The 23899-nt window shown below is 63.8% G+C and carries 20 protein-coding genes and 1 tRNA gene; 11 read left to right on the top strand and 10 right to left on the bottom strand.

Annotated features, from left to right (window positions below):
• Positions 1–127: 127 nt before the first annotated feature.
• The gene (locus EN869_RS10600) at positions 128–658 is read right to left on the bottom strand and encodes a dihydrofolate reductase family protein (protein WP_127226807.1); all 531 of its coding nucleotides are present in this window, start codon (positions 656–658) and stop codon (positions 128–130) included.
• 117 nt (positions 659–775) lie between these two features.
• Entirely contained in the window at positions 776–1675 is a 900-nt protein-coding gene (locus EN869_RS10595; RefSeq protein ID WP_127226808.1) for an AraC family transcriptional regulator, read from the bottom strand.
• A 170-nt stretch (positions 1676–1845) separates the two neighbouring features.
• Here EN869_RS10595 and EN869_RS10590 point away from each other — a divergent pair, with 170 nt between their 5' ends.
• Positions 1846–2799 (top strand): aldo/keto reductase, encoded by a 954-nt coding sequence (locus EN869_RS10590; protein ID WP_127226809.1) that lies wholly within the window; start codon positions 1846–1848, stop codon positions 2797–2799.
• Between the two features lie 45 nt (positions 2800–2844).
• Here EN869_RS10590 and EN869_RS10585 read toward each other — a convergent pair whose 3' ends face one another.
• Positions 2845–5670 carry a winged helix-turn-helix domain-containing protein gene (locus EN869_RS10585; protein WP_127226810.1) on the bottom strand — a complete coding sequence of 942 codons (2826 nt, stop codon included), beginning with the start codon at positions 5668–5670 and terminating at the stop codon, positions 2845–2847.
• A 258-nt stretch (positions 5671–5928) separates the two neighbouring features.
• On the opposite strand from EN869_RS10585, the gene EN869_RS10580 reads away from it, so the two are divergent.
• The 4 genes from EN869_RS10580 to EN869_RS10565 are packed head-to-tail and all read left to right on the top strand — an operon-like array spanning position 5929 to position 8825.
• Positions 5929–6345 carry an organic hydroperoxide resistance protein gene (locus EN869_RS10580; RefSeq protein WP_127226811.1) on the top strand — a complete coding sequence of 139 codons (417 nt, stop codon included), beginning with the start codon at positions 5929–5931 and terminating at the stop codon, positions 6343–6345.
• Positions 6346–6401: 56 nt separating this feature from the next.
• On the top strand, positions 6402–7463 hold the full coding sequence (locus EN869_RS10575) for an alpha/beta hydrolase (RefSeq protein ID WP_127226812.1): 1062 nt from the start codon (positions 6402–6404) through the stop codon (positions 7461–7463).
• A 24-nt stretch (positions 7464–7487) separates the two neighbouring features.
• On the top strand, positions 7488–8000 hold the full coding sequence (locus EN869_RS10570) for a cytochrome P460 family protein (protein WP_127226813.1): 513 nt from the start codon (positions 7488–7490) through the stop codon (positions 7998–8000).
• Between the two features lie 48 nt (positions 8001–8048).
• On the top strand, positions 8049–8825 hold the full coding sequence (locus tag EN869_RS10565; RefSeq protein ID WP_127226814.1) for an alpha/beta hydrolase: 777 nt from the start codon (positions 8049–8051) through the stop codon (positions 8823–8825).
• A 255-nt stretch (positions 8826–9080) separates the two neighbouring features.
• Here EN869_RS10565 and EN869_RS10560 read toward each other — a convergent pair whose 3' ends face one another.
• The 3 genes from EN869_RS10560 to EN869_RS10550 form a co-directional block, all read right to left on the bottom strand.
• Positions 9081–10112, bottom strand: coding sequence for a hypothetical protein (locus EN869_RS10560; protein ID WP_127226815.1), 1032 nt, complete (start codon positions 10110–10112; stop codon positions 9081–9083).
• A 16-nt stretch (positions 10113–10128) separates the two neighbouring features.
• A tRNA-Arg gene (locus EN869_RS10555) sits at positions 10129–10205 on the bottom strand.
• A 187-nt stretch (positions 10206–10392) separates the two neighbouring features.
• Entirely contained in the window at positions 10393–11883 is a 1491-nt protein-coding gene (locus EN869_RS10550; RefSeq protein WP_127226816.1) for a HAMP domain-containing sensor histidine kinase, read from the bottom strand.
• Between the two features lie 256 nt (positions 11884–12139).
• Here EN869_RS10550 and rpmH point away from each other — a divergent pair, with 256 nt between their 5' ends.
• Genes rpmH through yidC form a run of 3 tightly spaced genes read left to right on the top strand, consistent with a single transcriptional unit; the run spans position 12140 to position 14476 of the window.
• The gene (gene rpmH, locus EN869_RS10545) at positions 12140–12274 is read left to right on the top strand and encodes a 50S ribosomal protein L34 (RefSeq protein WP_008833937.1); all 135 of its coding nucleotides are present in this window, start codon (positions 12140–12142) and stop codon (positions 12272–12274) included.
• Between the two features lie 16 nt (positions 12275–12290).
• A complete protein-coding gene (rnpA, locus tag EN869_RS10540; protein WP_127226817.1) occupies positions 12291–12644 on the top strand; it encodes a ribonuclease P protein component in 354 nt (117 codons plus the stop codon).
• A 14-nt stretch (positions 12645–12658) separates the two neighbouring features.
• On the top strand, positions 12659–14476 hold the full coding sequence (gene yidC, locus EN869_RS10535) for a membrane protein insertase YidC (RefSeq protein WP_127226818.1): 1818 nt from the start codon (positions 12659–12661) through the stop codon (positions 14474–14476).
• Positions 14477–14723: 247 nt separating this feature from the next.
• Here the strand turns inward: yidC and EN869_RS10530 are convergent, their stop codons facing one another.
• The gene (locus EN869_RS10530; RefSeq protein ID WP_127226819.1) at positions 14724–16268 is read right to left on the bottom strand and encodes a DHA2 family efflux MFS transporter permease subunit; all 1545 of its coding nucleotides are present in this window, start codon (positions 16266–16268) and stop codon (positions 14724–14726) included.
• Positions 16265–17542: an HlyD family secretion protein gene (locus EN869_RS10525; protein ID WP_127226820.1), complete on the bottom strand. Its 1278-nt coding sequence runs from the start codon at positions 17540–17542 to the stop codon at positions 16265–16267. Before EN869_RS10525 ends, EN869_RS10530 begins: the two co-directional genes overlap by 4 nt.
• A gap of 288 nt (positions 17543–17830) precedes the next feature.
• Here EN869_RS10525 and EN869_RS35040 point away from each other — a divergent pair, with 288 nt between their 5' ends.
• Positions 17831–18379 carry a CatB-related O-acetyltransferase gene (locus tag EN869_RS35040; protein ID WP_245489470.1) on the top strand — a complete coding sequence of 183 codons (549 nt, stop codon included), beginning with the start codon at positions 17831–17833 and terminating at the stop codon, positions 18377–18379.
• Positions 18376–19047, top strand: coding sequence for a ribosome biogenesis GTP-binding protein YihA/YsxC (yihA, locus tag EN869_RS10510; protein WP_167507019.1), 672 nt, complete (start codon positions 18376–18378; stop codon positions 19045–19047). Before EN869_RS35040 ends, yihA begins: the two co-directional genes overlap by 4 nt.
• 26 nt (positions 19048–19073) lie before the next feature.
• On the opposite strand, the gene EN869_RS10505 is transcribed toward yihA, so the two are convergent.
• Complete coding sequence (locus EN869_RS10505; RefSeq protein WP_167507020.1) at positions 19074–21539, bottom strand: DNA translocase FtsK; 2466 nt, start codon at positions 21537–21539, stop codon at positions 19074–19076.
• A gap of 231 nt (positions 21540–21770) precedes the next feature.
• Positions 21771–22469 carry a TetR/AcrR family transcriptional regulator gene (locus tag EN869_RS10500; protein WP_127226822.1) on the bottom strand — a complete coding sequence of 233 codons (699 nt, stop codon included), beginning with the start codon at positions 22467–22469 and terminating at the stop codon, positions 21771–21773.
• Positions 22470–22603: 134 nt separating this feature from the next.
• Here EN869_RS10500 and EN869_RS10495 point away from each other — a divergent pair, with 134 nt between their 5' ends.
• Positions 22604–23797 (top strand): HlyD family secretion protein, encoded by a 1194-nt coding sequence (locus EN869_RS10495; protein ID WP_127226823.1) that lies wholly within the window; start codon positions 22604–22606, stop codon positions 23795–23797.
• Positions 23798–23899: the final 102 nt, after the last annotated feature.

Here is a 23899-nt window from a genome sequence, read left to right as displayed (position 1 = left end):
CTTACCAATTTTCCGCCGCGTCCCGGCACCTCATTTTCGCCTCGACAGACGGTGGCGTCGAGGGGAATAGAGCGCTCCTGTAATGACACGCGGGGGCTGCTTCCCGGCGCGGGCGCATCTCGCGAGATCAGGCAGGAGCATAGCTCAGCCTGATCACATTCTCGTCGATCCGGTCATTGGCCATGAGGCGCAGCGGCGGCCGGGGTCCGGCGAAATACGGCTTTCCGCGGCCAAGCACGACCGGGTGCAGGTAGATCCGATACTCATCAATCAAGCCGAGGTCGGTGAGGCTCCGGGCCAGATCCGGGCCGGCAACAGCAATCTCGCCGTCGCGCTCGGCCTTCAGCTTGCGCATCGCGCTCTCAAGGTCATCTCCAACGAGGCGGGCGTTGGGGCCGACCGATTGCAACGTACGCGAGACGACCCATTTCGGCTGGTTCCGCCACGCCGCCGCGAAGGCCTGTCGATCGGCATCCCATTCAGGATGATCGTCGTCCCAGTAACGCATGGTCTCATACATGCGGCGACCGTAGACGCTCCCCGCTTTTCGCCGCACATCCTCGATGAAATGGCGGAAGAGCGTGGGGCTTGGCCCAAACTCCGTATGATCGACGTAGCCGTCCAGCGACTGGTTCATTCCGAAGACAAGCTTGGCCATAGCCGTTCCTCACATGGCATCCGCGCAATCCGATTGCGTTGTGCAATCGGTTCAGGTTAACCTTACTGCTTTTATTTCGCAATCGGTTTTTGGAAATGAGACCGCAGTAGGCTGATCTCAGGCGACCACTGCCAAGCCCGGCGAAGCGCGCAAGCGGGCTATGTCGCGGGCCGGCGGCTCGCCAAAGTGGCGGCGATATTCGCGACTGAACTGCGTCGGGCTTTCGTAACCCACCTGGAAGGCCGCGGTCGTGGCGTCGATGTCCTGGACCAGCATCAGGCTGCGCGCATCCTGAAGCCTTAGCTGCTTCTGGAATTGCAGCGGCGTCATCGCCGTCACGGCGCGAAAATGCTCGTGCAGGCTCGACGGACTCATGCCTACTTCCGCTGCAAGCCGATCGATGCTGAACCGTTCCCGGAAGTTCTGCCCGATCCAGGCGATGGCGCGGCCGACCTGGGCCACCCGACCCTGGCTGGAGGTGATGTGGCGCATCCTGGCGCCGTCCGGACCGGCAAGCAGGCGATAGAGAACTTCCTGCTCGGCAAGCGGCCCGAGCACGGGCAGCGCCGCCGGATCTTCGAGCAGGCGCAGCAGGCGCAGGACCGCGTCGAGCAAACCGGCGGAGGCGTCGGACACCGTCTTGCCTATGGGCGGAGAGGGCGCTCCCGGCGGCGCCGGCACGCGCAACGCCAACTGCCCCAGCATCACCGGATCGAAATCCAGGAACAGGCAGAGATAGGGCTTGTCAGGCGTCGCCTCGACTACCTGGCCCGTCACCGGCAGGTCGTAGGTCACGATCCCATAGCGGCCCGGTGCATAGCTGAACACGCGGTCGCCAAGCGTTACCTCCTTTTGCCCCTGCGCGACGAGGCACAGCTGCGGCCGGTAGACATTCGGCATCGGCATCGTCACCGTGGAGGATCGTGCAAGCGTCACGCGTTCGATGGGAGCGGCGTGGAAGCCATCCTTCGAGACGTGCCGGGCAATCACGGCCGCGATTTCGGTCAATGTTTCCATGGATCGCACCATCGCACGCGTGCGGAAACGCGGCAATGCGAACCGCGGCTTCCGGAGGATTAGGCAGCAATCCCGGCGCATCGGGCTAAGGTCCGGCGTCGTCGCCTATCATAGTGTCGGCAGCGCCTGGGTCACAGCAAACCTGGCTGCAGAGCAAGTATGGAGCGAACATGACTATCGACAATCTGAAGATCCCCACGATCGCACTGGGGACCTGGGCTTGGGGCGACAGCGGCGAGACCGGCGATGGCTATTTCGGCAGCCCCCTCACTCGGGCTAGCCTGGAAGAGGTCGCGGACAAAGCCCATGCGGCCGGCTTCACCCTATGGGACACCGCCGCGGTATACGGCATGGGCCGTTCAGAGACCGTGCTCGGGGAGGTCCTGAAACGCTACGCCCGCGGCGACTACCAGCTCTCCACCAAGTTCACCCCGCAGGCCGCGGGGACCGGCGACGATCCGGTGGCGGACATGCTGGAGCAGAGCCTGGCGCGCCTCGGCACCGACTACATCGATCTCTACTGGATTCACAATCCAGCGGATGTAGCGCGATGGACGCCGCGCCTGATCCCGTTGCTGAGGAGCGGGAAGGTCAAGCATGTCGGCGTCTCGAATCACAATTTGAGCGAAATCGAGCTCGCCAACCAGATCCTTGGAGAAGCCGGGTTCCGGGTCGAAGCCGTCCAGAACCACTATAGCCTCCTCTACCGCAGCTCCGAGGATGCCGGCATCCTGGACTACTGCCGCAACCGGGCCATCCCGTTCTTCGCCTATATGGTGCTCGAACAGGGCGCCTTGACCGGCAAGTACAGCCCGGAAAACCCGCTGCCGGAAGGCAGCAGCCGGGCGGAAACTTACAATGACATGCTGCCTCAGTTGAAGGCGCTGACGGACAAGCTCGCCTCGATCGGGCAGAGCCAGGGCGCCGCAGCGCCCGATGTCGCGACAGCCTGGGCCATCGCCAAGAGCACGACGCCAATCGTCGGCGTCACCAAGCCCTATCATGTCGATGGTCTGGTCCGGGCCAGCAGCATCGCGCTCACCAGCGACGACATCGCACAGTTGGAAGCTCTTGCCGGCGCCACCAACGTGAACACCCGCGGCTGGTGGGAAAAAGAGATGTAAAGCCTGGAGCAGTTCAGCGTTTCACGGAAAGGTGAACTGCCATCTCTAACGCAGCGTCGCCAGCAGGCGTGCAGCAGACTTCAGATCAGCCGTATCCAAGCCCTCCGCGAAACGCTCCAACAGCGGTTGAAGTAAAGCTCGGGCGCTTTCGTATTGGCTGCGGGCTGCCAGAAGGGCAGCCAGGTCCATCGCGGCGCGCAGCTCCCAACCCCGTGCACCATGACCGCGGCTCATTTCGAGCGACCGCCTGAGATGCAATTCCGCCTCGTCATCAGCACCCGGCTTCGTCTCGCGGACGAGGTTTGCCTTCCACCGCAGCAACTCCGGCATATAGCAAAGATCCCCATTTGTCTCGACCGATCGGATCGTCTCGTTGACCAGTGCGAGGGCTTCCGCGAAACGGCCCGTTGCGGCGAAGCCTTGAACGAGCGCGATGCTGAGCGGCGTTGTGAGCAGTTCGTATGGGGCCGCGTGAAGGTCCTGAAGAACGCGTTGCAAGCTCCGAACCCCGCTTTCTGCATCGCCTCGTCGAATGGCGAGTTCTCCTTGGAAGCCTCGCCCGACCGTGAGGTAAGGCCTGAGCGAGTGCAGCTCGGCGCAGGAGAAAAGACGATTGATGTGCTCCTCCGCGCGGTCGAAATCACCGACCCAGACCAACACGGAAACTGCCCAGACCAGAGCGATGGAGAGCGTTAGCGGATGGTCCACGGTTTCCGCATCCTTGACTGTCAGCAGCGCACGCTCCACCGCCCGATCCGGGTAGCCTTGCAGCCAGAGTGTCCTGGCCAGAATCGCGTCGGCGAGAATTCTGCCGTCAAAGCCGAGATAGTTCGTCGTCGTCCGGTCAGAACGAGGGCCGTATCGCAGCGCCTCCTCGAGCGCAGTCCGCGCACGGCCATGCTCCCCGTTCAGATGGAGCGAGATTCCCATCAACGAGTGCGCCAATATCGTGGACACGGAGTCCTTGATGGTGCCGGCGATGACGGAGCAGCGCTCCGCATAGCTGAGCGCCGTCCTGAACCCTCCTGTGCGCAAGTGGAACATCTGCAATGGGCCCAAAACCTGGAGCTGATCGAGCGCATTGCCTCGCTCTTCGGCAATGGCGAAGCTTCTGTTCAATGCCGCGCGTGCAGCGTCCTGTCCTCCGCGCGTGAACATCAGGGATACACCCGAGGCCGCCTGAAGGCGCATCTCGTCGGGCCCTCCACGCGTGCTGTTGTCCAAAGCGAGAATTGCCCGTGCAGCCCAGCGGTGGCATTCGGTGAGCAGGGACATCGACAGGAAGACTGGAGCTGCGGCAGCGGCAAGCCGGATGCCGAGCTGGGCGTTCCCGCTAGCCCCGAAGCACCATTCCAGGGCCGCTCGCACATTCGCTATGCCGGCGAGGTGAAGAGCGCGCTGCGCCGCGCTCGACAAGGTCGGCCATTCAGTTCCAGTCTCCTCCAGCCATCGCAGATGGTAGGTGACGTGGCGGACGGCCAGCTCCGTCAGCTCGGCATCGTGGACTTCGAGCTGGAGAGCATAGGCCCGCGTCGTATCGAGCAGCCGATAACGCATTGTTGCGCCGGCCGGTCTTGTCGCGATCATCGACTTGGCTACGAGGCTGTCGAGGGCACCAAACACCAGAGTCTCGTCAGCGATGGGGCTCGTCACGATCGCCAGAGCGGCCTCAATCGAAAAGTGGCCGACGAACACGGCGAGCCGGCGAAGCACCAGACGCTCGAACTCGGACAGAAGCCCGAAGCTCCAGTCCAAAGTGGCCTGGAGGGTCTTCTGGCGCGGCGGGGCGGTGCGCTGCCCCGGCCACAGCAGGGTAAGCCGCTCGTCGAGAAGGGCCGCGGTCTTATGAAGGCCGTAGCTCGCAACCCGTCCGGCCGCCAGCTCGATCGCGAGCGGCATGCCGTCAAGCTTCCGGCATATGTTGGCCACGACCTTGGCATCCGCGTCGTCAAGATCGAGGCGAGCGCCGCTCGCCGCGGCACGTTCCACGAACAGCTGGGATGCGGGGAAGCCCTGCGCAACCGACACCGTGAGTTCCGGATCGTCCGGCGGACATGCCAGCGGCGCCAGCTTGTAGACGTGCTCCCCTTCGACCAGGAGCGGCTCACGACTCGTCGCGAGGATGTGGGTCTGCGGCGTGTTGGCGAAGATGCGGGTTGCCAGGTCTGCAGCCGCATCGATGACATGCTCGCAGGTATCGAGGATCAGAAGGGTCCGCCGCCCCGCGAGATAGGCGATCAGCTCGGAGATGGCGTCGTCGGACTGTGGTGACAACCCGAGCGTCGAGGCCACTGTTGTCGCGACCAGGCTGGGATCGCTGAGCGCGCCTAGATCGACGAAAGCCACGACGCCATCGAACACCTCGATCAGATCATGTCCCACCGCCACCGCAACAGTGGTCTTGCCGACCCCACCCGTGCCAACGATTGTGACGAAGCGCGTGGCAATGAGCTGGGTTGAAAGCGCCATGGCATCATCGGCCCGCCCCACCATCCGAATGAGCCGGCTTGGTAGATTGGCGTGATGGCTGGCGGCGACTTCGCTGTGCACATCGATTCGACTGCCCGATCGCGAGATCGGTGCCACAAAGCAGTAGCCTCGTCCGGCCAGGGTAGCGATGTAGCGCGCGCCGTCCTTGCCGTCGCCCAAGGCTTTTCGCAGGTTGGCCATATGAAATCGCAGGCTGCCCTCCTCCACAGTGACATCGGGCCAGACATGAGCCAGCAGATCCTTCTTGCTGACGACCTCGTTTGGGCGGGCAGCTAAAATGGTCAGGATGTCGAAGGCGCGTGCGCCTAGATCAACCGGCGCACCCTGGCGCAGGAGGAGCCGTTCGTTCGCAACCAGAGTGAAAGGACCAAACGATATCACGTCGCCGTCCGCGGCTCTGACCGTGTCATGGAATCATCCTTCGACTGAGTAAGGGAAGCTCCTGGCTCGCAGAAGGCCTCCGCTGAGGACGGATTCGTCGCGCCGGGCGACGACCGATGGCGGGACGTAACGGTAACTCTGCTTCAGGACTTGCTCCTGCTGGTGAGCACTAACACCTCCTCATAACCCATAACGGGCCAGCCGGGCGACGTCTGTCTATGTGTCGAAGCAGCCAAGCTTCCAGCAAGGAACAATGACATGACCGCACAAGCAAAACGGCTCTACACCGGCAAAGTCCGCACTACCGGTGGTCGGGAGGGGGCGTCCCGCAGCTCCGACGGGAGGCTGGATATCCGGCTATCGACACCCGGAGGCCAGGGCAGCGGCACCAATCCCGAACAGCTGTTTGCGGCCGGCTGGTCGGCCTGCTTCGAGGGAGCGATGGCGATCGCCGCCCGTAAGATGAACGTCGTGCTGCCTGCCGGCACAGCAATCGACGCTGAGGTGGATCTGAACGTTGATGAAGGTGCATACTTCCTCAACGCGCGCCTCAATGTGAGCCTGCCGGGTCTCGACCCCGACGTCGCGCGAGCGGTCGTCGACGCGGCCCATCAGACCTGTCCCTACTCGAAGGCCACACGTGGCAACATCGATGTCGAAATTAGCCTGATCTAGCTCGGTCCCGACTGTCGGTTGGACCTGACCAAACCTCACAGCAAGGCGGTGCACCAATGAATGCATTCAGAACTCCGGAAGAGATCGACCATTCCCGCCGGCGCCTGTTCGGCATCGCCGCCGCGACCTTGGCGGTTGCGCAACTCGGCGCGATCAGTGGTGCGAGCGCACAAGGGGGCGAACCGAAAACCATCGCCTCGGGCTCCATAAAGCCGCGGACTTCATTTGCATCGCTGAAGCAAATCGACGCGGGCCTGCTGAACGTTGGATATGCCGAGGACGGCCCTTCGGACGGCCCCCCAGTCATCCTTCTGCATGGCTGGCCCTATGACATCTACAGCTATATCGACGTCGTACCGCTGCTTGCGGATGCGGGTTACCGCGTGATCGTGCCGTATCTGCGCGGGTACGGCACGACGCGCTTCCTTTCGGACGCCACTGTCCGAAACGGCCAGCAGGCGGCGGTCGCCGTCGACATCATCGCCTTGATGGATGCCCTCGGGATTCAGAAGGCGGTCGTCGCGGGCTACGACTGGGGAGGGCGGACCGCCAATATCGTTGCCGCGCTCTGGCCGGAGCGCTGCAAGGCCATGGTGTCCGTCAGTGGATATCTGATCGGCAGTCAGGCCGCCAACGTGGCGCCGCTACCGCCGCAGGTTGAGCTCCAATGGTGGTATCAGTTCTATTTTGCCACCGAGCGCGGCCGTGCAGGCTATGCGAAAAACACGGACGACTTCGCCAAGCTGATCTGGCGGCTCGCCTCCCCGCAGTGGAAGTTCGACGACGCCACTTTCGCGCGCAGCGCGGCAGCCTTCGCCAATCCGGACCATGTCGACGTCGTCATCCACAATTACCGTTGGCGTCTCGGCCTCGCCGCAGGCGAACCCAAATACGACGAGATCGAGAAAAAGCTCGCCACCTTTCCGATGATCGGCGTTCCCACGATCACAATGGAAGGCGATGCCAACGGAGCGCCGCATCCGGACCCCGGCGCCTACGCCAAGAGATTTTCCGGCAAATACGAGCACCGGCTGATCACGGGCGGCATCGGCCACAACCTGCCGCAGGAAGCCCCCCAGGCTTTCGCTCAGGCAGTCATCGACGTCGACCGGCTCTGACCGCTCGGCAGAAGGAAGATTGCGATGAGACGCTTTGGTATCGCCTTGGCCGGGCTGGCAGCGATATTGGCTGCAGGGGCGTGGGCTACGCGTGAAGCCGGTGCGGGTCCGGACACGACCAATGCCTCCCCGATCTACGGCGTGACGATCCCCGCGGGCTACCGCGGGTGGGAACTGGTCGCGCCGGCACTCGAAGCGGACCCGCTGAACGAGCTTCGCGCAGTCGTCGCGAACAGGGTTGCGATCGAAGCATACCAGGCTGGCAGGCTGCCGTTTCCGGACGGCACTGTCCTGGTCAAGCTCGCGTGGAAACGGGTGCAATCGGCCGAGTTCGAACCCGCTTCCGTTCCCGGCGCGGCGACGACGGTCCAGGTCATGGTCAAGGACTCGAAGAAATACGCGGCTACTGGCGGATGGGGCTTCGGCAGGTTCGTCGACGGCAAGCCGGTCGATGAAGCTCGGCACCAGACCTGCTTCGCCTGCCATGAGGCGCGCGTTCAGGGTCACGATTACGTCTTCACGCGGCTCGCGCCGTAGTTCAATCATGAACACGTTCAGACGAAAACATTCACGAAGGACATTCAGATGAAAATACTGTTTGCAGCCTTGGCGATCACCAGCGCCTTTCTCGGCAATGCGTACGCGCAGGCCGACAAACCCACCATCGTCCTGGTTCACGGCGCGTTCGCGGATTCGTCGAGCTGGAACGGCGTCGTCAAAATCCTGGAGAAGGATGGCTATCCGGTCGTGGCTGTCGCCAATCCGTTGCGTGGCGTCAAAAATGACGCCGGCTACGTCGCCGACATCCTTGGCTCCATCAAATCGCCTGTCGTCCTCGTTGGGCATTCCTACGGCGGCTCGGTCATCAGCGAAGCGGTTGACGGCCATGCGACCGTCAAGGCGCTGGTCTATGTCGCGGCCTTCGCGCCGGATGCGGGCGAAACAGCCGCGCAGCTCGCCGGCAAATTTCCCGGCAGCTCGCTCGGTCCGACCCTCGCGCCGCCGGTCACCCTGTCAAGCGGTGGGAAGGACCTCTACATCCAGCAGGACAAGTTCCACGAGCAGTTCGCCGCCGACGTCCCCAAAGCCGAAGCCAGGCTTATGGCCGCGGCGCAGAGGCCTATCGAGGAAGCCGCGCTGAACGAAGTCCAAACTGAAGCGGCGTGGAAGAAGGTTCCGAGCTGGTTCATCTATGGAGACGGCGACAAGAACATACCGGCCGAAGCCTTGGCATTCATGGCTGCTCGGGCCCACTCACAGGGTACCGTGGTCATCAAGGGCGCCTCGCATGTGGTGATGGTGTCGCACCCTGAGCCCGTGGCGCGGCTGATCGAGAAGGCTGCTACGAAGGCATCACAATGAAAGCGGCCGGGATAAACGCGCAAGGCAGACATGATTGAACTTTGTCGAGTTGCCCGGGCCTGGTGACCCGGGCGAGATCCTTGTTGGGGCCGCTGATGCAGAGGAAGCACGCGACTTCCCGATCTATTGCCAGCGGCGGCTGTCCTTCGCCCACAGGCGCCGGCACCTGAAATCATCGTGGAGCTGTTTCTACCGCTGAAATAGCGGTTTCGGATGGCGCCTTGCCCTCTGACGGCGGGAAGGGACAGGCCACCATCAGTTCCCAGCGAGATCGAACTCGATACGGGTGACGGTATCGCCGTTCACAATTGCGACCCGGCGGGTCGAGGCTTCGAATGCCATGGGCGGAGGCATCGCATCGTCATCGAGGCCCCACATAATGCTGTTGTCCTGAAGGCCTGATCGAAGCTCCGTCCACACATGGACGACATTGCCGGTCGCAAGGCTGATCAGCTTCGGATGTTTATACAGCGAAAGAACAAAGTTTTCGCCGACCGGGAAGATCGTTCCGGCCTGTTCCTCCAGTTGGAACGACCGGATGCAGGTTTGCTGGGTCACGTCGAAGACGGCCAATCCAAGCGGTCGCAGGCGCGGCTCGCCGTCATCCCCGACATCGTCTTCCTGGTATTCTGTCGAGGCCGCCACCGCGACACGACGATCGTCGAGCCAGCAGGCGGAGTTCTCTTCGACCAATCCCGGGTTGGACGGCGCGGGAAGACCCTGGCCGTTGTCGAGATGGCTAGGAGTCGTTAGCGCCTCCGCAACATCGAACGACTTCACGAGGCTTAGCGGATGCCAGACCCAACCGGCGCTGAGCAGCCGCGTCCCGCCAGGGCTTACCGTCAATCGTGAGTGGAAGAAGTCGGACGGCTTGCGATCCGCCGATTCGGTAAGCAGCCGACCAGTCTCGGCTTCCTCAAAGTCGATGCGGCAATAGTCCTTGGGGCAATGGGCGAGAAGAACGCGGCCGTCGGGGCCATTGAAAAGGGCAATCGGATATTCGTAGGCCTCGGCTTGATAGAAGCTGCGGTTGAGCTCACGAAGAATCCGTCCTTTGCGAAGCAGAAGCCCCTTGGTTCCGAGCCTTTCGTAGATCACGGCATAGCGCCCATCAGGCGATGCAGTCGCGGCGTCGAAACGGTAGGCGTAGTTTACACTTGGGTCGCGCTCAGTGCCGTCGGCGGCGAAGGAGCGTCCGCCACCGACCCAATCGACGAGTTCATCGCCGCGCCAGCAGAGCGACTTTATGCCGGTTGCTGTGAAGGTAGACTGCTTGAAGAGCACCATGAGGCATTTACCGAAATGGCGCGCCCGAAGAGATTCGAACTCCTGACCCCCAGATTCGTAGTCTGGTGCTCTATCCAGCTGAGCTACGGGCGCGCAACAGGCCGTGTGTGACACAAGCCCCGCGATCCGGTCGAGACGGCCGGCCGCGATGTGGAGTGTTCCCTAACGACTGAATTTGAGAATTGCAAGCCGATCCGGCAAAAGTTTTGTCGCAGGCGGTCTTTGCCCGTGTCGAGGTGTGGCGCGACTTGGGTCAGGGCTGAGCCCGACGGGGAACACTTCAAGCCGGGCGGCGCAAACTTCCGCGCGCTTGATCGAGCCTGACCGGCTGGTCGGGAATCGTGACAGCGAAGACGGTGCGGCCGCCGATCGATTCGACGAGCTCGACCGTGCCGCCATGGGCGCGGATCAGCTCGTGGGCGATCGCCAGGCCAAGCCCGGTGCCGCCGCTGCGCGCCGAACCGCGGAAGGCGGCGAACAGGTTCTCGCGCGCCTTGGGCGGCAGGCCGGGGCCGGTGTCGGTGACGGTGATGCGGCTGACGCTGCCTTGGCGCTCGGCCGCGACCGCCAGCCGGCGCACCACCGCGCTCTCCGTGTCGGCGGCCATCGCCTGAATGGCGTTGCGGCAGAGATTGGTGAGCACGCGGAAGAGATGGTCGGAATCGGCGTCGACCTCGAAGGCATGCTCGACGGCGTTGATGAATTCGATGCCTTCCTCGATATCGAGCAGGCCGTGCACGTCGTCGACCAGCTGGCGGAGTCTCAGCCGCCGGCGTGACGGCGCCGGCTCCTGCGTGCGGCCATAGTGAAGCACGCCTTCGGAATAGGACACCGCGCGGTCGAGCGCGCGCACAAGTTTCGGCGCGAAGGACTGCACGGTCGGGTCCTTCACCAGGCGCAGGCGGTCCGACATCAGCTGCGCGGAAGCCAGGATGTTGCGCATGTCGTGATTGATCTTGGATACGGCGAGGCCGAGATCGGCGAGATGCTTCTGCTCCGACAGCATCTTCTGCAGCCGGTCCTGCATCTGCGCCAGCTCGCGCTCGGCCACGCCGATCTCGTCGGATCGCTCCGTCGGCGAGATGATGCGGCCGGGATCGTCGGGCTGCTCGGAGAAGGACAGGATCGAGCGCGTCATGGTGCGGATCGGCCCGATCATGATCAGGTCGATTGCCGCGTAGACCAGCATGGCGGTGAACAGCGAGATGAGCAGCGAGACAACGGCGACGTTGCGCGAATATCTGAGCATGGCGTCGCGCAGCCGGTAATCCGGCATGATCAGCTCGAACTCCTTGTCGCTATCGCCGACCGGGCCGAACACGCGCAGCATGCGCTTGCCGCCGAAGAACAAGGTGTCGAGCGCGCCGGTCATGCCATTGACCAGGCCGACATTGGCGATGTCGATATGCTCGTCGACCTGCGGAGGCATGTCGGAAACGACGAGCAGCCGCGACACCCCGCCATCGCGCACGGCGATCGCCTTGGCGCCGATCGCCATCAGCACGTCGTTCTGGGCGTTGTGCGATAGCGAGTTGGGCTCGCCCTGCAACAAAACGATCGACACGGCGGCGGCGGTGCTCAGCCGCTCCTTCAGCCAGTTGACCCGGTAACTGGCGATCCAGGGCAGGAAGATCAGGATTTCGGCCAGGAGCACGAAGGCGATGGTGAGCAGCAGGAGCTTGGTCGACAGGCCGCGCGACAGCGGCACCCGGCGCGTCGAATTCGCCGGCGGCCTTGCCTTTTCATCGGTGGACAGAGCTTCACTCGTCATGACGCGGTCTTCACGAAGCCTTGAACGGCCAAGATTATGCGATTTGGAGCCTTTTTGCCAATTTCAACCTTGGTCCCGCGAAAAAATGTCCGGCGGCCACGCTGGATTGACTTCCAAAAACCTTCTTTCTATAAGCCCGCTCACGCTCGGGCCATTCGTCCCGGCGCGGTTTCGATCGCGCCTAAGCCGGCCCGGCAAAGCTCCTGTTACAGAGTGACAGAATCAAGAAGGGCCGCACCCCGCGGTATTAAAACAAATGAAGCGTACCTACCAACCGTCCAAGCTCGTCCGTAAGCGCCGGCATGGTTTCCGTGCCCGCATGGCCACCAAGGGTGGCCGTGGCGTCGTTGCTGCCCGCCGCAACCGCGGCCGCAAGCGGCTCAGTGCCTGAACGAAAGACGAGATCGTTGCCCGCAACCGGCAAGCCAAAGGGACAAGCTCCCGGGCGGCTTCTGAAACGCGCGGATTTCCTGGCTGTGCGCGGCGGCGAAAAACGCCGCGGACGGCTTTTTCTCGTTGAAGTTCTCGACCGCGGCGATGATCTTGCGCCGCGCGTCGGCTACACCGTCACCAAGAAGGTCGGCAACGCCGTGGTGCGCAACCGCGTCCGGCGGCGGCTGCGGGAAGCCGTGCGCGTTCATGCCGCCGATGACATGGCGCCCGGCAATGACTATGTCATCGTGGGGCGTGAAGACGTGCTTGCCATTCCGTTCGGCCAGTTGAAGGCCGAGCTTTCCCGCCGGCTGCGCGGAACACGATAGGCCAAGGGCTTTCGATGGAAAACAACCGCAATTTCTTCATCACCATCGCGCTGTCGGTGCTGATCCTGACGCTCTGGCAGGTGTTCTACATGAACCCCAAGATGGAGCAGCAGCGCGAGCAGGCGCGCATCGAGCAGCAGCGCGTCGAAGCGCAGAAGAAGGAAGCGCAGGGGAGCAATCCCGGCGCCGCCGGAACGCCGGCTCCCACCGCTGGCGCCATCCCCAATGCGCCCGGAGGCGATACGGTGACGGCGGCCAGCCGGGACCAGGCTGTTGCCGCGAGCAAGCGCATCAAGATCGACACGCCCAGCCTCGAGGGTTCGATCAACCTGACCGGCGCGCGCCTCGATGACCTGAGGCTCAAGCACTACACCGAGACGGTTGACAAGAACTCGCCCGAGATCCAGCTTCTCAACCCACAGGCGTTGCCCTCCGGCTATTTCGCCGAGATCGGTTTCGTCGGCACCGACAAGACAGGTGCCGTGCCCAGCTCGGACACGGTGTGGACCGCCGAAGGCAACCCGACGCTGACCCCGTCGACGCCGGTCACGCTGACCTATACCAACGACAAGGGCCTGACGTTCAAGCGCACCATCTCGGTCGACAATGATTACATGTTCACTGTCTCCGACACGGTGCAGAATTCGGGCAGCGCCGCCGTCAGCCTGTTCAACTATGGGCGCGTCACGCGCTACGACAAGCCTGCCGTCGCCAGCACCTATGTGCTGCATGAAGGCCTGATCGGCGTCACCGGCACCGAGGGGCTGGCCCAATACAAATACGCGGCCATCGAAAAGGACAAGGAAGTCAAGCCCGGCAAGTCGACCGACGGCTGGCTCGGCATCACCGACAAATACTGGGCCGTCACCCTGGTGCCGACCGAGAAGCAGCCCTTCCAGCCGCGCTATGCCTATTTCGAGGACGGGCGCCATCGCTATCAGTCCGACTTCCTCACCGACCCGATCAACATCGGGGCCGGCCAGTCGGCGACCGTCGAGACAGAGGTGTTCGCCGGCGCCAAGGAAGTCGCCAAGATCAACGCTTATGAGGCTGACCGTCACATTCGCCAGTTCAACTTGCTGATCGACTGGGGCTGGTTCTATTTCATCACCAAGCCGATGTTCTGGCTGATCGACACGCTCTACAAATTCTTCGGCAATTTCGGCCTGGCGATCCTCGCCACGACCGTCATCGTCAAGGCCATCTTCTTCCCGCTCGCCAACAAGTCCTACGCGTCGATGGCGAACATGAAGAAGGTGCAGCCGAAGATGATCGAGATCCGCGAGAAATACGCGGACGACAAGATGAAGCAGCAGCAGGCGATGATGGAGCTCTACAAGACCGAGAAGATCAATCCGCTCGCCGGCTGCTGGCCGGTGGCGCTGCAGATCCCGGTCTTCTTCTCGCTCTACAAGGTGCTCTACATCACCATCGAGATGCGGCATGCACCGTTCTTCGGCTGGATCCACGACCTTGCTGCGCCCGATCCGACGTCGATCTTCAACCTGTTCGGCCTGCTGCCGTTCGCGGCGCCCGCCTTCCTGCCGCATATGGGCGCCTGGGCGGTGGTCATGGGCATCACCATGTTCCTGCAGATGCGCATGAACCCGGCACCGCCGGACCCGACGCAGGCGGCGATCTTCACCTGGATGCCGGTGATCTTCACCTTCATGATGGGCTCGTTCCCGGCCGGCCTCGTCATCTACTGGGCCTGGAACAACACGCTGTCGATCCTGCAGCAGGGCGTGATCATGAAGCGCCAGGGCGCCAAGATCGAATTGTGGGACAATCTGGCGGCGATGTTCCGCAAGAAACCATCACCGGCGGAATAGCCGGCACATCGAGTTACAACCAAAACCCCGGCCTTCATTGGCCGGGGTTTTTTGTTGCCCGCTCGATTCGCTGGCGACGGGAATAATTTTCGGCAAATTGTCGGGGTTGGTGAAACTCCGCGCTGGCTCGATTCGTATGATTTCAGTCCTCCCCAAAAATGGCCGGACGGCTTCCGGCGCAGCGACGCCGGTGTTTGGGAGGTCGTCCGGCAGGCCGGGGTCCCGCGGGCGGCGGGATCCCGGTCCTTTATTCCATGGCCGCGCTGTGATCGACCTTGGCCGGCGTGGATGGCTTGCGCAGCAGAAGCACCAGCGGGATGGCGACGAGCGACAGGATCATCATCAGCTTGAAGTCGTCGACATAGGAGATGATCGTCGCCTGCAGCGTGACCAGGCCGTCGAGCGCGGCGCGGCCGGCGGCGCTGTAAGGGCTCAACGCCCGGGAGATCGCCGGATCGCCGAAGGCCGGGTTGTAGGGTGTCACATAGGTGGCGATGTTGGCGTGATTGATCTGCTGGTTCTGCGTCAGCAGCGCCGTGACCACCGAGATGCCGACGCTGGAGCCGATGTTGCGCGACAGATTGAAAAGGCCTGTGCCCTCGGCGCGCCGCTCCGGCGCCAGCGTGGCGAATGTGATTGTGGTGAGCGGCACGAATAGGAAGCCGAGCCCCGCGCCCTGGACGAAGCCGGTGCTGATGATGGTCCATTGCGAGACGTCCGGCGTCCAGCCGGTCATGTCGTACATCGCCCAGGCGGTGATCGCGAGGCCGATGAACAGCAGCCAGCGCGTGTCGACCTTGCCGACCAGACGGCCGACGAGGAACATGCAGACCATGGTGCCGAGGCCGCGCGGCCCCATGACGATGCCGGCGGTGACCACCGGATAGCCCATCAGCGTCTGCAGATAGGGCGTCATCAGCGCCAGCGAGGCGAGATAGGTGATGCCGATGATGAAGATGAAGATCATGCCGACGGCGAAGTTGCGGTCGAGGAACAGCCGCGGGTTCACGAAGGTGTCGCGCGCGGTGAAGATGTGGATGATGAAGATGTAGAAGGCCGACGCGCAGACCAGCGCCTCGACGATGATTTCCACCGAGGAGAACCAGTTGAGCTGCTCGCCGCGGTCGAGGAACATCTGCAGCGAGGCGATGGCGAGGCTGAGCATGCCGAAGCCCAGCCAGTCCAGCCGCGCCTTGAGGTCGAGCTTGGTTTCCTGGACGAACATCGAGACGCCGGCGAAGGCCAGCATGCCGATCGGCACGTTGATGTAGAAGACCCAGCGCCAGGACACGTTTTCGGTCAGCCAGCCGCCGATGACCGGGCCGAGCACCGGCCCGACCATGACCGAGACGCCGAACAGCGCCATGGCCGAGCCGCGCTCCTCGGCGCTGTAGATATCGAGCAGGATCGACTGCGACAGCGGCACGAGGGCGGCGCCGAACAGACCCTGCAGCAGGCGGAAGCCGACGATCTGCGGCAGCGACTGGGCAAAGCCGCACAACACGGAAGCGACGACGAAGCCGGTGATCGCTACCAGAAGGATACGCTTGCGGCCGAAGCGGTTGGCGAGATAGCCTGACGGCGGCGTCATCACCGCGGCGGCGACGATATAGGAGGTGAGCACCCAGTTGATCTGGTCGGCGCTCGCCGAGACGCTGCCCTGGATATAGGGCAGCGCGACATTGGCGATGGTGGTGTCCAGCGCCTGCATGATGACCGCCAGGATCACGCAAGCGGTGATGGCGCCGCGATTGGCGACCACGGGCGCGCCTGTCGCGGAAGCGGTGGTCATGACTTTTGTCCGAAACGCTTGAGGAGGTCGGTGACGAAGTCGGGCAGGCCGCGCGCATGGCCGGTGTCGATGTCGACCACGGCGCTCATGCCGCCGCGCAGCGGCGGCTTGCCGTCCTGATCATCGATCGTCACCCGCATCGGGATGCGCTGCACGACCTTGACCCAGTTTCCGCTAGTGTTCTGCGCCGGGAGCAGCGAGAAGCTCGACGACGACGCCGGGCTGATCGAGCCGACCGTGCCGTGCCAGACCTCGCCCGGATAGCCGTCAATGCTGATCGTCGCCTTCTGGCCGGGCCGCACATAGGTGAGCTCGGTTTCCTTGGGCTCGGCCGCGATCCAGATGTCGGTCGACGACACCAGGCTGAAGGCGGGCTGCGAGGCCGGCAGATACTTTCCCACCTGCAGCGCGTCGACATTGGTGACGATGCCGTCGAACGGCGCCTTGACGTTCAAGTTGCGCTGCGCATCGTCCACCGCCGACAGGGCCTGCAGGTAGAAGGGGTTCTTCTCGACCGGCTGGCTGGCGTCGCCGCCGAGCTGGGCAAGCATCGCCTGCGCCTGTGCCTTGGCGACCGTCACCTTCTGGCGAGCGGCGACGAGGTCGTGCTGGGCGCTGTCGAAGGTCGCCTTGGAGGCGGTCGAGGTCTTGAGCAGGTCCTGCTGCCGCTGGAAGGCGGACTCGTAATAGGGGATGTCGGCCTCGGCCTGGTCGATCGAGGCCAGCGACTGCTTGTAGCTCGCCTGCAGCGTCAGCACCTGGTTGCGCACCGTGCCGAGCTGCGCCTCGGCGCCCGCAAGCGCCGTCTCGAACGAGGCCGGCCGCAGCCGAAAGAGCACGTCGCCCTTCTTCACCGCCTGGTTGTCGTGCACATCGATCTCGTCGACGGTGCCGGAGACGTCGGTGGAAACGCCGAGCGACTGCGCCTGGATATAGGCGTTGTCGGTGGTCATGACCTGGCCGCCGACCACATAGTAGTAGCCGCCGGCCACCAGCGCGACGGGAAGCAACGCAAACAGGATCGGCCGCATCAGGCTGCGGCGCGGTTGGGCGGGAGCCGGCGGAGCTACGGTGACTGAAGCCGGCTTCGGTTGCGCCGAGGGCGCCTCCAGCTTCGCCGGCTCCGGCGCCACGGGCGCTTCCAGCTCATCGTCCTCGACGACAGGCGGGTTGCCGCGCCTTTGCTCGCGCTGGCTGTCCAGGCGAATGACTTGGTCACTTACTCTTTCGCCTTCCTGGTCGGCGGGCTTTCTGGATGAGGTTCCTTCAGACATGGACTTTCTCCCGGTCGACGGCCGGCTGGGCGCAGGTCTCGAGCAGATTGCAATAGGTCAAGCGTGTTCCGAAAAGGCGCGCGGCGTCGTGCAGCACGAAGCTGATACTGGACGAGGTGGGCATGGGAGGTCGGCGAGTCGGCGACAATCTTTCGTGAGCATGCTTATTATCATCATGCACATAATCCTGCTGGACGCGCAGCGCAAGACCGACTAAGCCGCTTGCCAAAAATATCGCATGGGCCAGAACCCGGCCGGACCGGCCTCTATCGCGGCAAGGACAACACGATGAACCGGCTCAAGATCACCATGCTGGCGCTGCTGACGGGATACGCTTTTCCGGCCGCGGCAAAGGACGCGGTGAGCTGCGGCGGAGCGGCTATGCTCGGCGGCGCGCAGCTCAATTGCAGCCATGTGCAACCCAAGGCGGCGCCGCAATTCTGCACCTTCAGCTGGGCTCTCCGCACGACGGCCGGCGAGCAGAAAATCGTCGAGGGGAGCTTCTCGCTGCCGCCCGGCGCGTCGAACGTCCAGGTCTACCAGAGCAGCGGCTTCGACAGCGCCCTTTCCTGGATCGGCATGGACGCGGTGATCATGCCGGGCGTCGATATCGGCCACGGCGCCATCGTCGCTGCGAAATCGGTTGTCACGCATGACGTGCCGCCTTATGCGATCGTCGCCGGCAATGGGGCAAGGATAGTGAAGATGCGCTTTGACGAATTCACGGTGCGGCGGCTTTTGAAGGCGGCCTGGTGGGACTGGCCGGTCGACAAGATCAGCCGCAACCTCAACGCCATTCGCGGCGCCGACATCTCAAAGCTGGAGGCTGCGGCTTGAGCGCGCCCGACAAGAGCACGAACGACACGGCGATCAGCCCGGAGCTGTTCACACGCGGCTGGATTTTCATCCGCGGCGTGCCGTCGATGAAATTCCTGCCGCCGGAAGGGCCGCCGGAGATCGCCTTTGCCGGCCGCTCCAATGTCGGCAAGTCGTCGCTGATCAACGCGCTGGTCGGTCACAAGGGGCTGGCGCGCACGTCCAACACGCCGGGGCGCACGCAGGAGCTCAACTATTTCGTGCCGGACGGTTTTTCCGGCGAGGGCGCCGACCTGCCGCCGATGGCGCTGGTCGACATGCCAGGCTACGGCTACGCCAGCGCGCCGAAGGACAAGGTCGATGAGTGGACGAAACTCATCTACGAATATCTGCAGGGCCGCGTGACGCTGAAGCGCGTCTATGTGCTGATCGACGCCCGCCACGGCGTCAAGGCCAAGGACGAGGAAGTGCTGACGCTGCTCGACAAGGCCGCGGTGTCCTACCAGGTGGTGCTGACCAAGACTGACAAGATCAAGGCCGCCGGCGTGCCGAGGCTGATCGAGGAGACGCTGGCCAAGATCAAGAAACGGCCGGCGGCTTTTCCGGTGGTCCTTGCCACCTCGTCGGAGAAAGCCGCGGGGCTGGACGAATTGCGCGCGGCCATCGCCCTGGTGGCGAACGGCGGCTGACGCCGCCCACCAGATTCCATCAGGGATCAGTCCGTCTCGTCGCGCTCCGGCTCGCGATCGCGCCGGCCGGTGAGGATCTCGCGCTTGCCGACATGGTTGGGGGCGCCGACCAGACCTTCCTTTTCCATGCGCTCGACCAGCGAGGCTGCGCGGTTGTAGCCGACGCCGAGGCGGCGCTGGATATAGGAGGTCGAGCATTTCTTGTCGCGCTTGACCACTTTGATCGCTTCCTCATAGAGGGCGTCGCCGTCCTCCTCGGCGATCGAACCCTTGTCGAAGACCGGACCGGTGTCCGCAGCTTCCTCAACCTCTTCCTCGTCGGCGGTGACGGTGTCGAGATATTCGGGACGGCCTTGCGCCTTCAGATGCGCCACGACGTGCTCGACCTCCAGGTCTGAAACGAAGGGGCCGTGCACGCGCGAAATGCGGCCGCCGCCGGCCATGTGCAGCATATCGCCCTGGCCGAGCAACTGCTCGGCGCCCTGCTCGCCGAGAATGGTGCGGCTGTCGATCTTGGACGTCACCTGGAAGGAGATGCGGGTCGGGAAGTTCGCCTTGATCGTGCCGGTGATGACGTCGACCGACGGGCGTTGCGTCGCCATGATCAGATGGATGCCGGCGGCGCGCGCCATCTGCGCCAGCCGCTGGATGGCGCCTTCGATCTCCTTGCCGGCGACCATCATCAGGTCGGCCATCTCGTCGACGATGATGACGATATAAGGCATCGGCGCGAGGTCGATCGTGCGTTCCTCGAACAGCGGCTCGCCCGTGCCCTTCTCGAAGCCCACCTGCACCTGCATGGTCACGACCTCGCCCTTGTCGCGGGCGCTGCCAGCGCGCTGGTTGTAGCCGTCGATGTTGCGCACGCCGAGGCGCGCCATCTTGCGGTAGCGGTCCTCCATCTCGCGAACCGCCCATTTGAGCGCCGTGACCGCCTTCTTCGGATCGGTGACGACCGGGGTAAGCAGATGCGGGATGCCGTCATAGACGGAGAGTTCCAGCATCTTGGGGTCGACCATGATGAGGCGGCATTCCTCCGGCTTCATCCGGTAGAGCAGCGACAGGATCATGGTGTTGATGGCGACCGACTTGCCGGAGCCGGTGGTGCCCGCCACCAGCAGATGCGGCATCTTGGCGAGCTCGGCGATGACCGGCTCGCCGCCGATCGTCTTGCCGAGGCCGAGCGCCAGCTTGCAGGACGTGTTGCGGAAGCCGGCCGATCCGATCAGCTCGCGGAAATAGACCGTCTCGCGGGTTTCGTTGGGCAGCTCGATGCCGATGACATTGCGGCCCGGCACCACGGCGACGCGCGCCGAGATCGCCGACATGGAACGGGCGATGTCGTCGGCCAACCCGATGACGCGGCTGGACTTCACGCCCGGCGCCGGCTCGAACTCGTAGAGCGTGACGACCGGACCGGGGCGGACATGGATGATCTCGCCCTTGACGCCAAAATCCTCCAGCACGCTTTCCAGCAGGTCGGCATTCTGCTCCATGCGCTCCTGCGACATGTAGAAGCCCTGGCCTTCCGGCGGCATCTGCAAAAGATCTTCCGAGGGAAGCTCGTAGCCGACGGACGCCGGCAACGGCACGACCTCGCCGGCCATGGGCAACGAGGGTGCCTGCCTGGTTTTCCTCGCGCTAGCCGGGGTTGAGATCGGCATGGCGTCGACAGTTGTCGGCTGGGGGGCGGCCGGAGCCGGTACCGCCGTCGCAACAGGGCTTGAGTCCACCGCGTCTGAGCGCCATTCGATGACCCGGTAAAATGACGTCGCTTCACCCAGGAAGGCGGCACGGGGCTGGATCGGTTGGACCGCCGCTGGACGATGAGTCGGCACAGGATTGACGGGCGGCTGCGCCGGAGCGGCGGGCGCCTGCCCCGTTTCGTTCGCCTTCGCCCGTGCCAGGCGCTCGGCGAGGAAGGGCATGCCGAACTCGAAAAAGGCATGGTCCGAGAGATAGGACCAGCGCAATCCGGTCGAGCGTGGCTTTGGCATCGGAGCGGCGGCCACTTGGGGCGGCACAACCGGAGCGGCGGGGGCAATAGGGACGACAGCAGGAGCTGCGCGGACCGGTTTGACTTGCGGCGGCGTGACCGCGGCGGCGCCTGCTGGCGTCGGCCGGACTGGATTGATCGCTGCCGGGGCCGGCGGCGCGGGGCGGACGGGCTCACGGACGGTTGCCTTTGCCTGGTCGGCATTTTCAGCCGGCGGGGCTCGCCTGGCGAGATCGGTGTCCGGCGTGCGGGTGAAACGCACATTCGGCGCCAGGAAGAAATAATCCTGCCAGGCCGGGCGGCCGAACTCCCCGCCATCGGCCGAATCGAGCGACGCGCCGCGAGCGGGGTTCGATTCGGCCTGGATCGAGGAGCGCAACGTCACCACTTGACCGGCTTGCGCCTGTGGAACCCCGCCACGACGCCCGTCCGCGCGGTGATCGCTGTCGCCTTGATAGGCGGAATCGCCGGAGAGATTGGCACGGGGAAAGCGCATGGATGTCATACTCGAGACTCGCCGGTTGAACGTCTCCCGAGACATAGAAAGCGATGGTTAACAGGTCCTTCCGAAAGCGCCCGCGGACGATGCCGATCGACGTTTGAAAAAGGCCGTCAGACAGGTCTTCACGGCATGTGAGGCCAGCCGCGATACGGCGAAGTTTTCAAGTCGCGGGCGCGAATTCTCAGGGCTTGCGCTACCCGCAACGGACTTCGCGGGCCGCCACGATCAGGCCGATGCAGAAGCCCGTTCCTCGGCGAAGAATTTTTCCGTGCCGTAAGCCTTGAGAAACACATCGACGCCGGAGGTCACGATGTGCTCGATCTCCGCCTGGCTCGGCGCCTTGGTGCGGTAGGAAAAGATGCACTGGCGGAACAGACCTGCCAGGCAAAGCTCCGTGAACTGATAGGCGGCGAGATCGACATCGGCGATCTCCAGCAGACCGCGTGCGACGGCTTCGTTGAGAAAGGACATGACCTTGTCGTGGCCACGTTTCGGGCCGCGCTCGTAGAAGCGCGCGCCAAGCTCGGGTATCCGGTCGGCGGCGCCGACCACGGTGCGCTGCGCCTGGATGACCTTGGCCGAGGTGATCTTGATCGACAGCCCCGTTCCAAACTTCACCAGCGTCTTGCGCAGGTCCTCGAAATGATCGAGCACCTCATACATGTTCTTGAAGATGGTGCCGCGCTCTTCCTCGATGAGAGCCTCGAACAGCTCTTCCTTGTTTTCGAAATAGACGTAGATCGTGCCCTTGGAGACGCCGGCCTCGCGCGTGATGTCGTTCATCGAGGCGGCTTCAAAGCCCTTGTCTATGAAGACGCGGCGCGCGCCTTCGATAATCTGGGCGCGCTTGACCGGGTCCTGTCCTGCCGCCGGACGGCCCTTGCGCAAGTCGAGCAGATCGCTGTCCGCTGTCGTGTCGACCATGGAAGTCGTTCCTTAGAAAATATTTCGAACCACCCGGTTCGATTTCCTCTTGATATGGTCCCGTTTCCGCGCTATGTCAATCACCAATTCGAACCGAACGGTTCAGTCTGACTGACAATCCTAGAGAGATTACCATGTCCTCGAACGCGCCCGCTACCGCCGAAGTCCGCACGTTTCCCAATGCCAAGGTCCAGCCGTCGACCGAAGCGCCGGAAGTCCCCGCCCAGCCGGTCACCCCGGTTGCGCCGCCTGCGGCTGAAGCACCCGCCAAGAAGAAGCGCTCGGTGCGCTCGTTCCTTTTGCCGATCATCGGTCTAGCCCTGCTCGGCGCCGGTTCCTGGTATGGCTATAACTACTGGACCGACGGCCGCTTCATGATCGCCACCGACGACGCCTATGTCCAGGCCGATATGTCGTTCGTGTCGCCGAAAATCTCCGGTTATATCGACAAGGTGCTGGTGAGCGAGAACCAGCAGGTCAAAGCCGGCGATCCGCTGTTCGTCATCGACAATGGCGACTACAAGATCGCCGTCGGCCAGGCCGAAGCGCAGATCGCGACGCTGGCAAAGACGCTCGACCGCATCGATGCCCAGACCAAGGCAGCCCAGGCTTCGCTGTCGCAGGCCCAGGCGCAGAAGATCGCCGACCAGGCCGCCGCCGACAATGCAGCGCGCGCCCAGGATCGTGCCGCGCAGCTGCTCAAGACCCATGTCGGCACGCAGGCGCAGCTCGACGACGCGCAGACTGCGCTCGACCAGGCCAAGGCGGCGCTCGTCGGCGCCGATGCGCAGATCGCCGCGGCGCAGGCCAATATCGGCGTGCTGGAGGCCCAGCGGGCGGAATCGGCCTCGACGCTTGCCTCGCTGCAGCTCACCCGCGACAAGGCCAAGCGCGACCTGTCCTTCACCGTGCTGAAGGCGCCATATGACGGCGTCGTCGGCAACCGCTCGGTCGAACAAGGCGACCTCGTCAGCCCCGGCCAGAAGCTCGCCGTCGTCGTGCCGATGGACAAGCTCTACATCGTCGGCAACTTCAAGGAGACGCAGCTTGGCCGCATGGTGCCCGGCGAGAAGGTGCGCATCACGGTGGACGCCATCGACGGCCAGACCTTCGAAGGCACTGTCTCTTCGCTAGCGCCGGCTTCGGGCGCGGTGTTCTCGCTGCTGCCGCCGGAAAACGCCACCGGCAACTTCACCAAGGTGGTGCAGCGCGTGCCGGTGCGCATCGACGTGCCGGCCGACGTCCTGAAGACCGGCAAGCTGCGCGCGGGCCTGAGCGTCGTCGTCGCGGTCGACAGCCGCACGGCGCCGGCCTCGACCACCAACTAAACAATCGGGGGGCGGTTCGGTGGCCATTTGAGCGCCGAGCCGCCCAGCCTGCTTTATTCGTTTCGACGCAATCCGGGACCGCCACGCGCATGTCCTGGGAGT

The organism is Mesorhizobium sp. M2D.F.Ca.ET.226.01.1.1, assembly GCF_004022705.2.
GTDB lineage: Bacteria > Pseudomonadota > Alphaproteobacteria > Rhizobiales > Rhizobiaceae > Mesorhizobium.
This window is presented reverse-complemented; position numbering and strand designations above follow the sequence as displayed.

What these genes read in the sequence shown, in the direction of transcription:
- EN869_RS10600 (WP_127226807.1), bottom strand. Translation starts at nt 658, where the DNA reads ATGGCCAAGCTTGTCTTCGGAATGAACCAGTCGCTGGACGGCTACGTC.
- EN869_RS10595 (WP_127226808.1), bottom strand. Translation starts at nt 1,675, where the DNA reads ATGGAAACATTGACCGAAATCGCGGCCGTGATTGCCCGGCACGTCTCG.
- EN869_RS10590 (WP_127226809.1), top strand. Translation starts at nt 1,846, where the DNA reads ATGACTATCGACAATCTGAAGATCCCCACGATCGCACTGGGGACCTGG.
- EN869_RS10580 (WP_127226811.1), top strand. Translation starts at nt 5,929, where the DNA reads ATGACCGCACAAGCAAAACGGCTCTACACCGGCAAAGTCCGCACTACC.
- EN869_RS10575 (WP_127226812.1), top strand. Translation starts at nt 6,402, where the DNA reads ATGAATGCATTCAGAACTCCGGAAGAGATCGACCATTCCCGCCGGCGC.
- EN869_RS10570 (WP_127226813.1), top strand. Translation starts at nt 7,488, where the DNA reads ATGAGACGCTTTGGTATCGCCTTGGCCGGGCTGGCAGCGATATTGGCT.
- EN869_RS10565 (WP_127226814.1), top strand. Translation starts at nt 8,049, where the DNA reads ATGAAAATACTGTTTGCAGCCTTGGCGATCACCAGCGCCTTTCTCGGC.
- EN869_RS10560 (WP_127226815.1), bottom strand. Translation starts at nt 10,112, where the DNA reads ATGGTGCTCTTCAAGCAGTCTACCTTCACAGCAACCGGCATAAAGTCG.
- EN869_RS10550 (WP_127226816.1), bottom strand. Translation starts at nt 11,883, where the DNA reads ATGACGAGTGAAGCTCTGTCCACCGATGAAAAGGCAAGGCCGCCGGCG.
- rpmH (WP_008833937.1), top strand. Translation starts at nt 12,140, where the DNA reads ATGAAGCGTACCTACCAACCGTCCAAGCTCGTCCGTAAGCGCCGGCAT.
- yidC (WP_127226818.1), top strand. Translation starts at nt 12,659, where the DNA reads ATGGAAAACAACCGCAATTTCTTCATCACCATCGCGCTGTCGGTGCTG.
- EN869_RS10530 (WP_127226819.1), bottom strand. Translation starts at nt 16,268, where the DNA reads ATGACCACCGCTTCCGCGACAGGCGCGCCCGTGGTCGCCAATCGCGGC.
- EN869_RS10525 (WP_127226820.1), bottom strand. Translation starts at nt 17,542, where the DNA reads ATGTCTGAAGGAACCTCATCCAGAAAGCCCGCCGACCAGGAAGGCGAA.
- EN869_RS35040 (WP_245489470.1), top strand. Translation starts at nt 17,831, where the DNA reads ATGAACCGGCTCAAGATCACCATGCTGGCGCTGCTGACGGGATACGCT.
- EN869_RS10505 (WP_167507020.1), bottom strand. Translation starts at nt 21,539, where the DNA reads ATGCGCTTTCCCCGTGCCAATCTCTCCGGCGATTCCGCCTATCAAGGC.
- EN869_RS10500 (WP_127226822.1), bottom strand. Translation starts at nt 22,469, where the DNA reads ATGGTCGACACGACAGCGGACAGCGATCTGCTCGACTTGCGCAAGGGC.
- EN869_RS10495 (WP_127226823.1), top strand. Translation starts at nt 22,604, where the DNA reads ATGTCCTCGAACGCGCCCGCTACCGCCGAAGTCCGCACGTTTCCCAAT.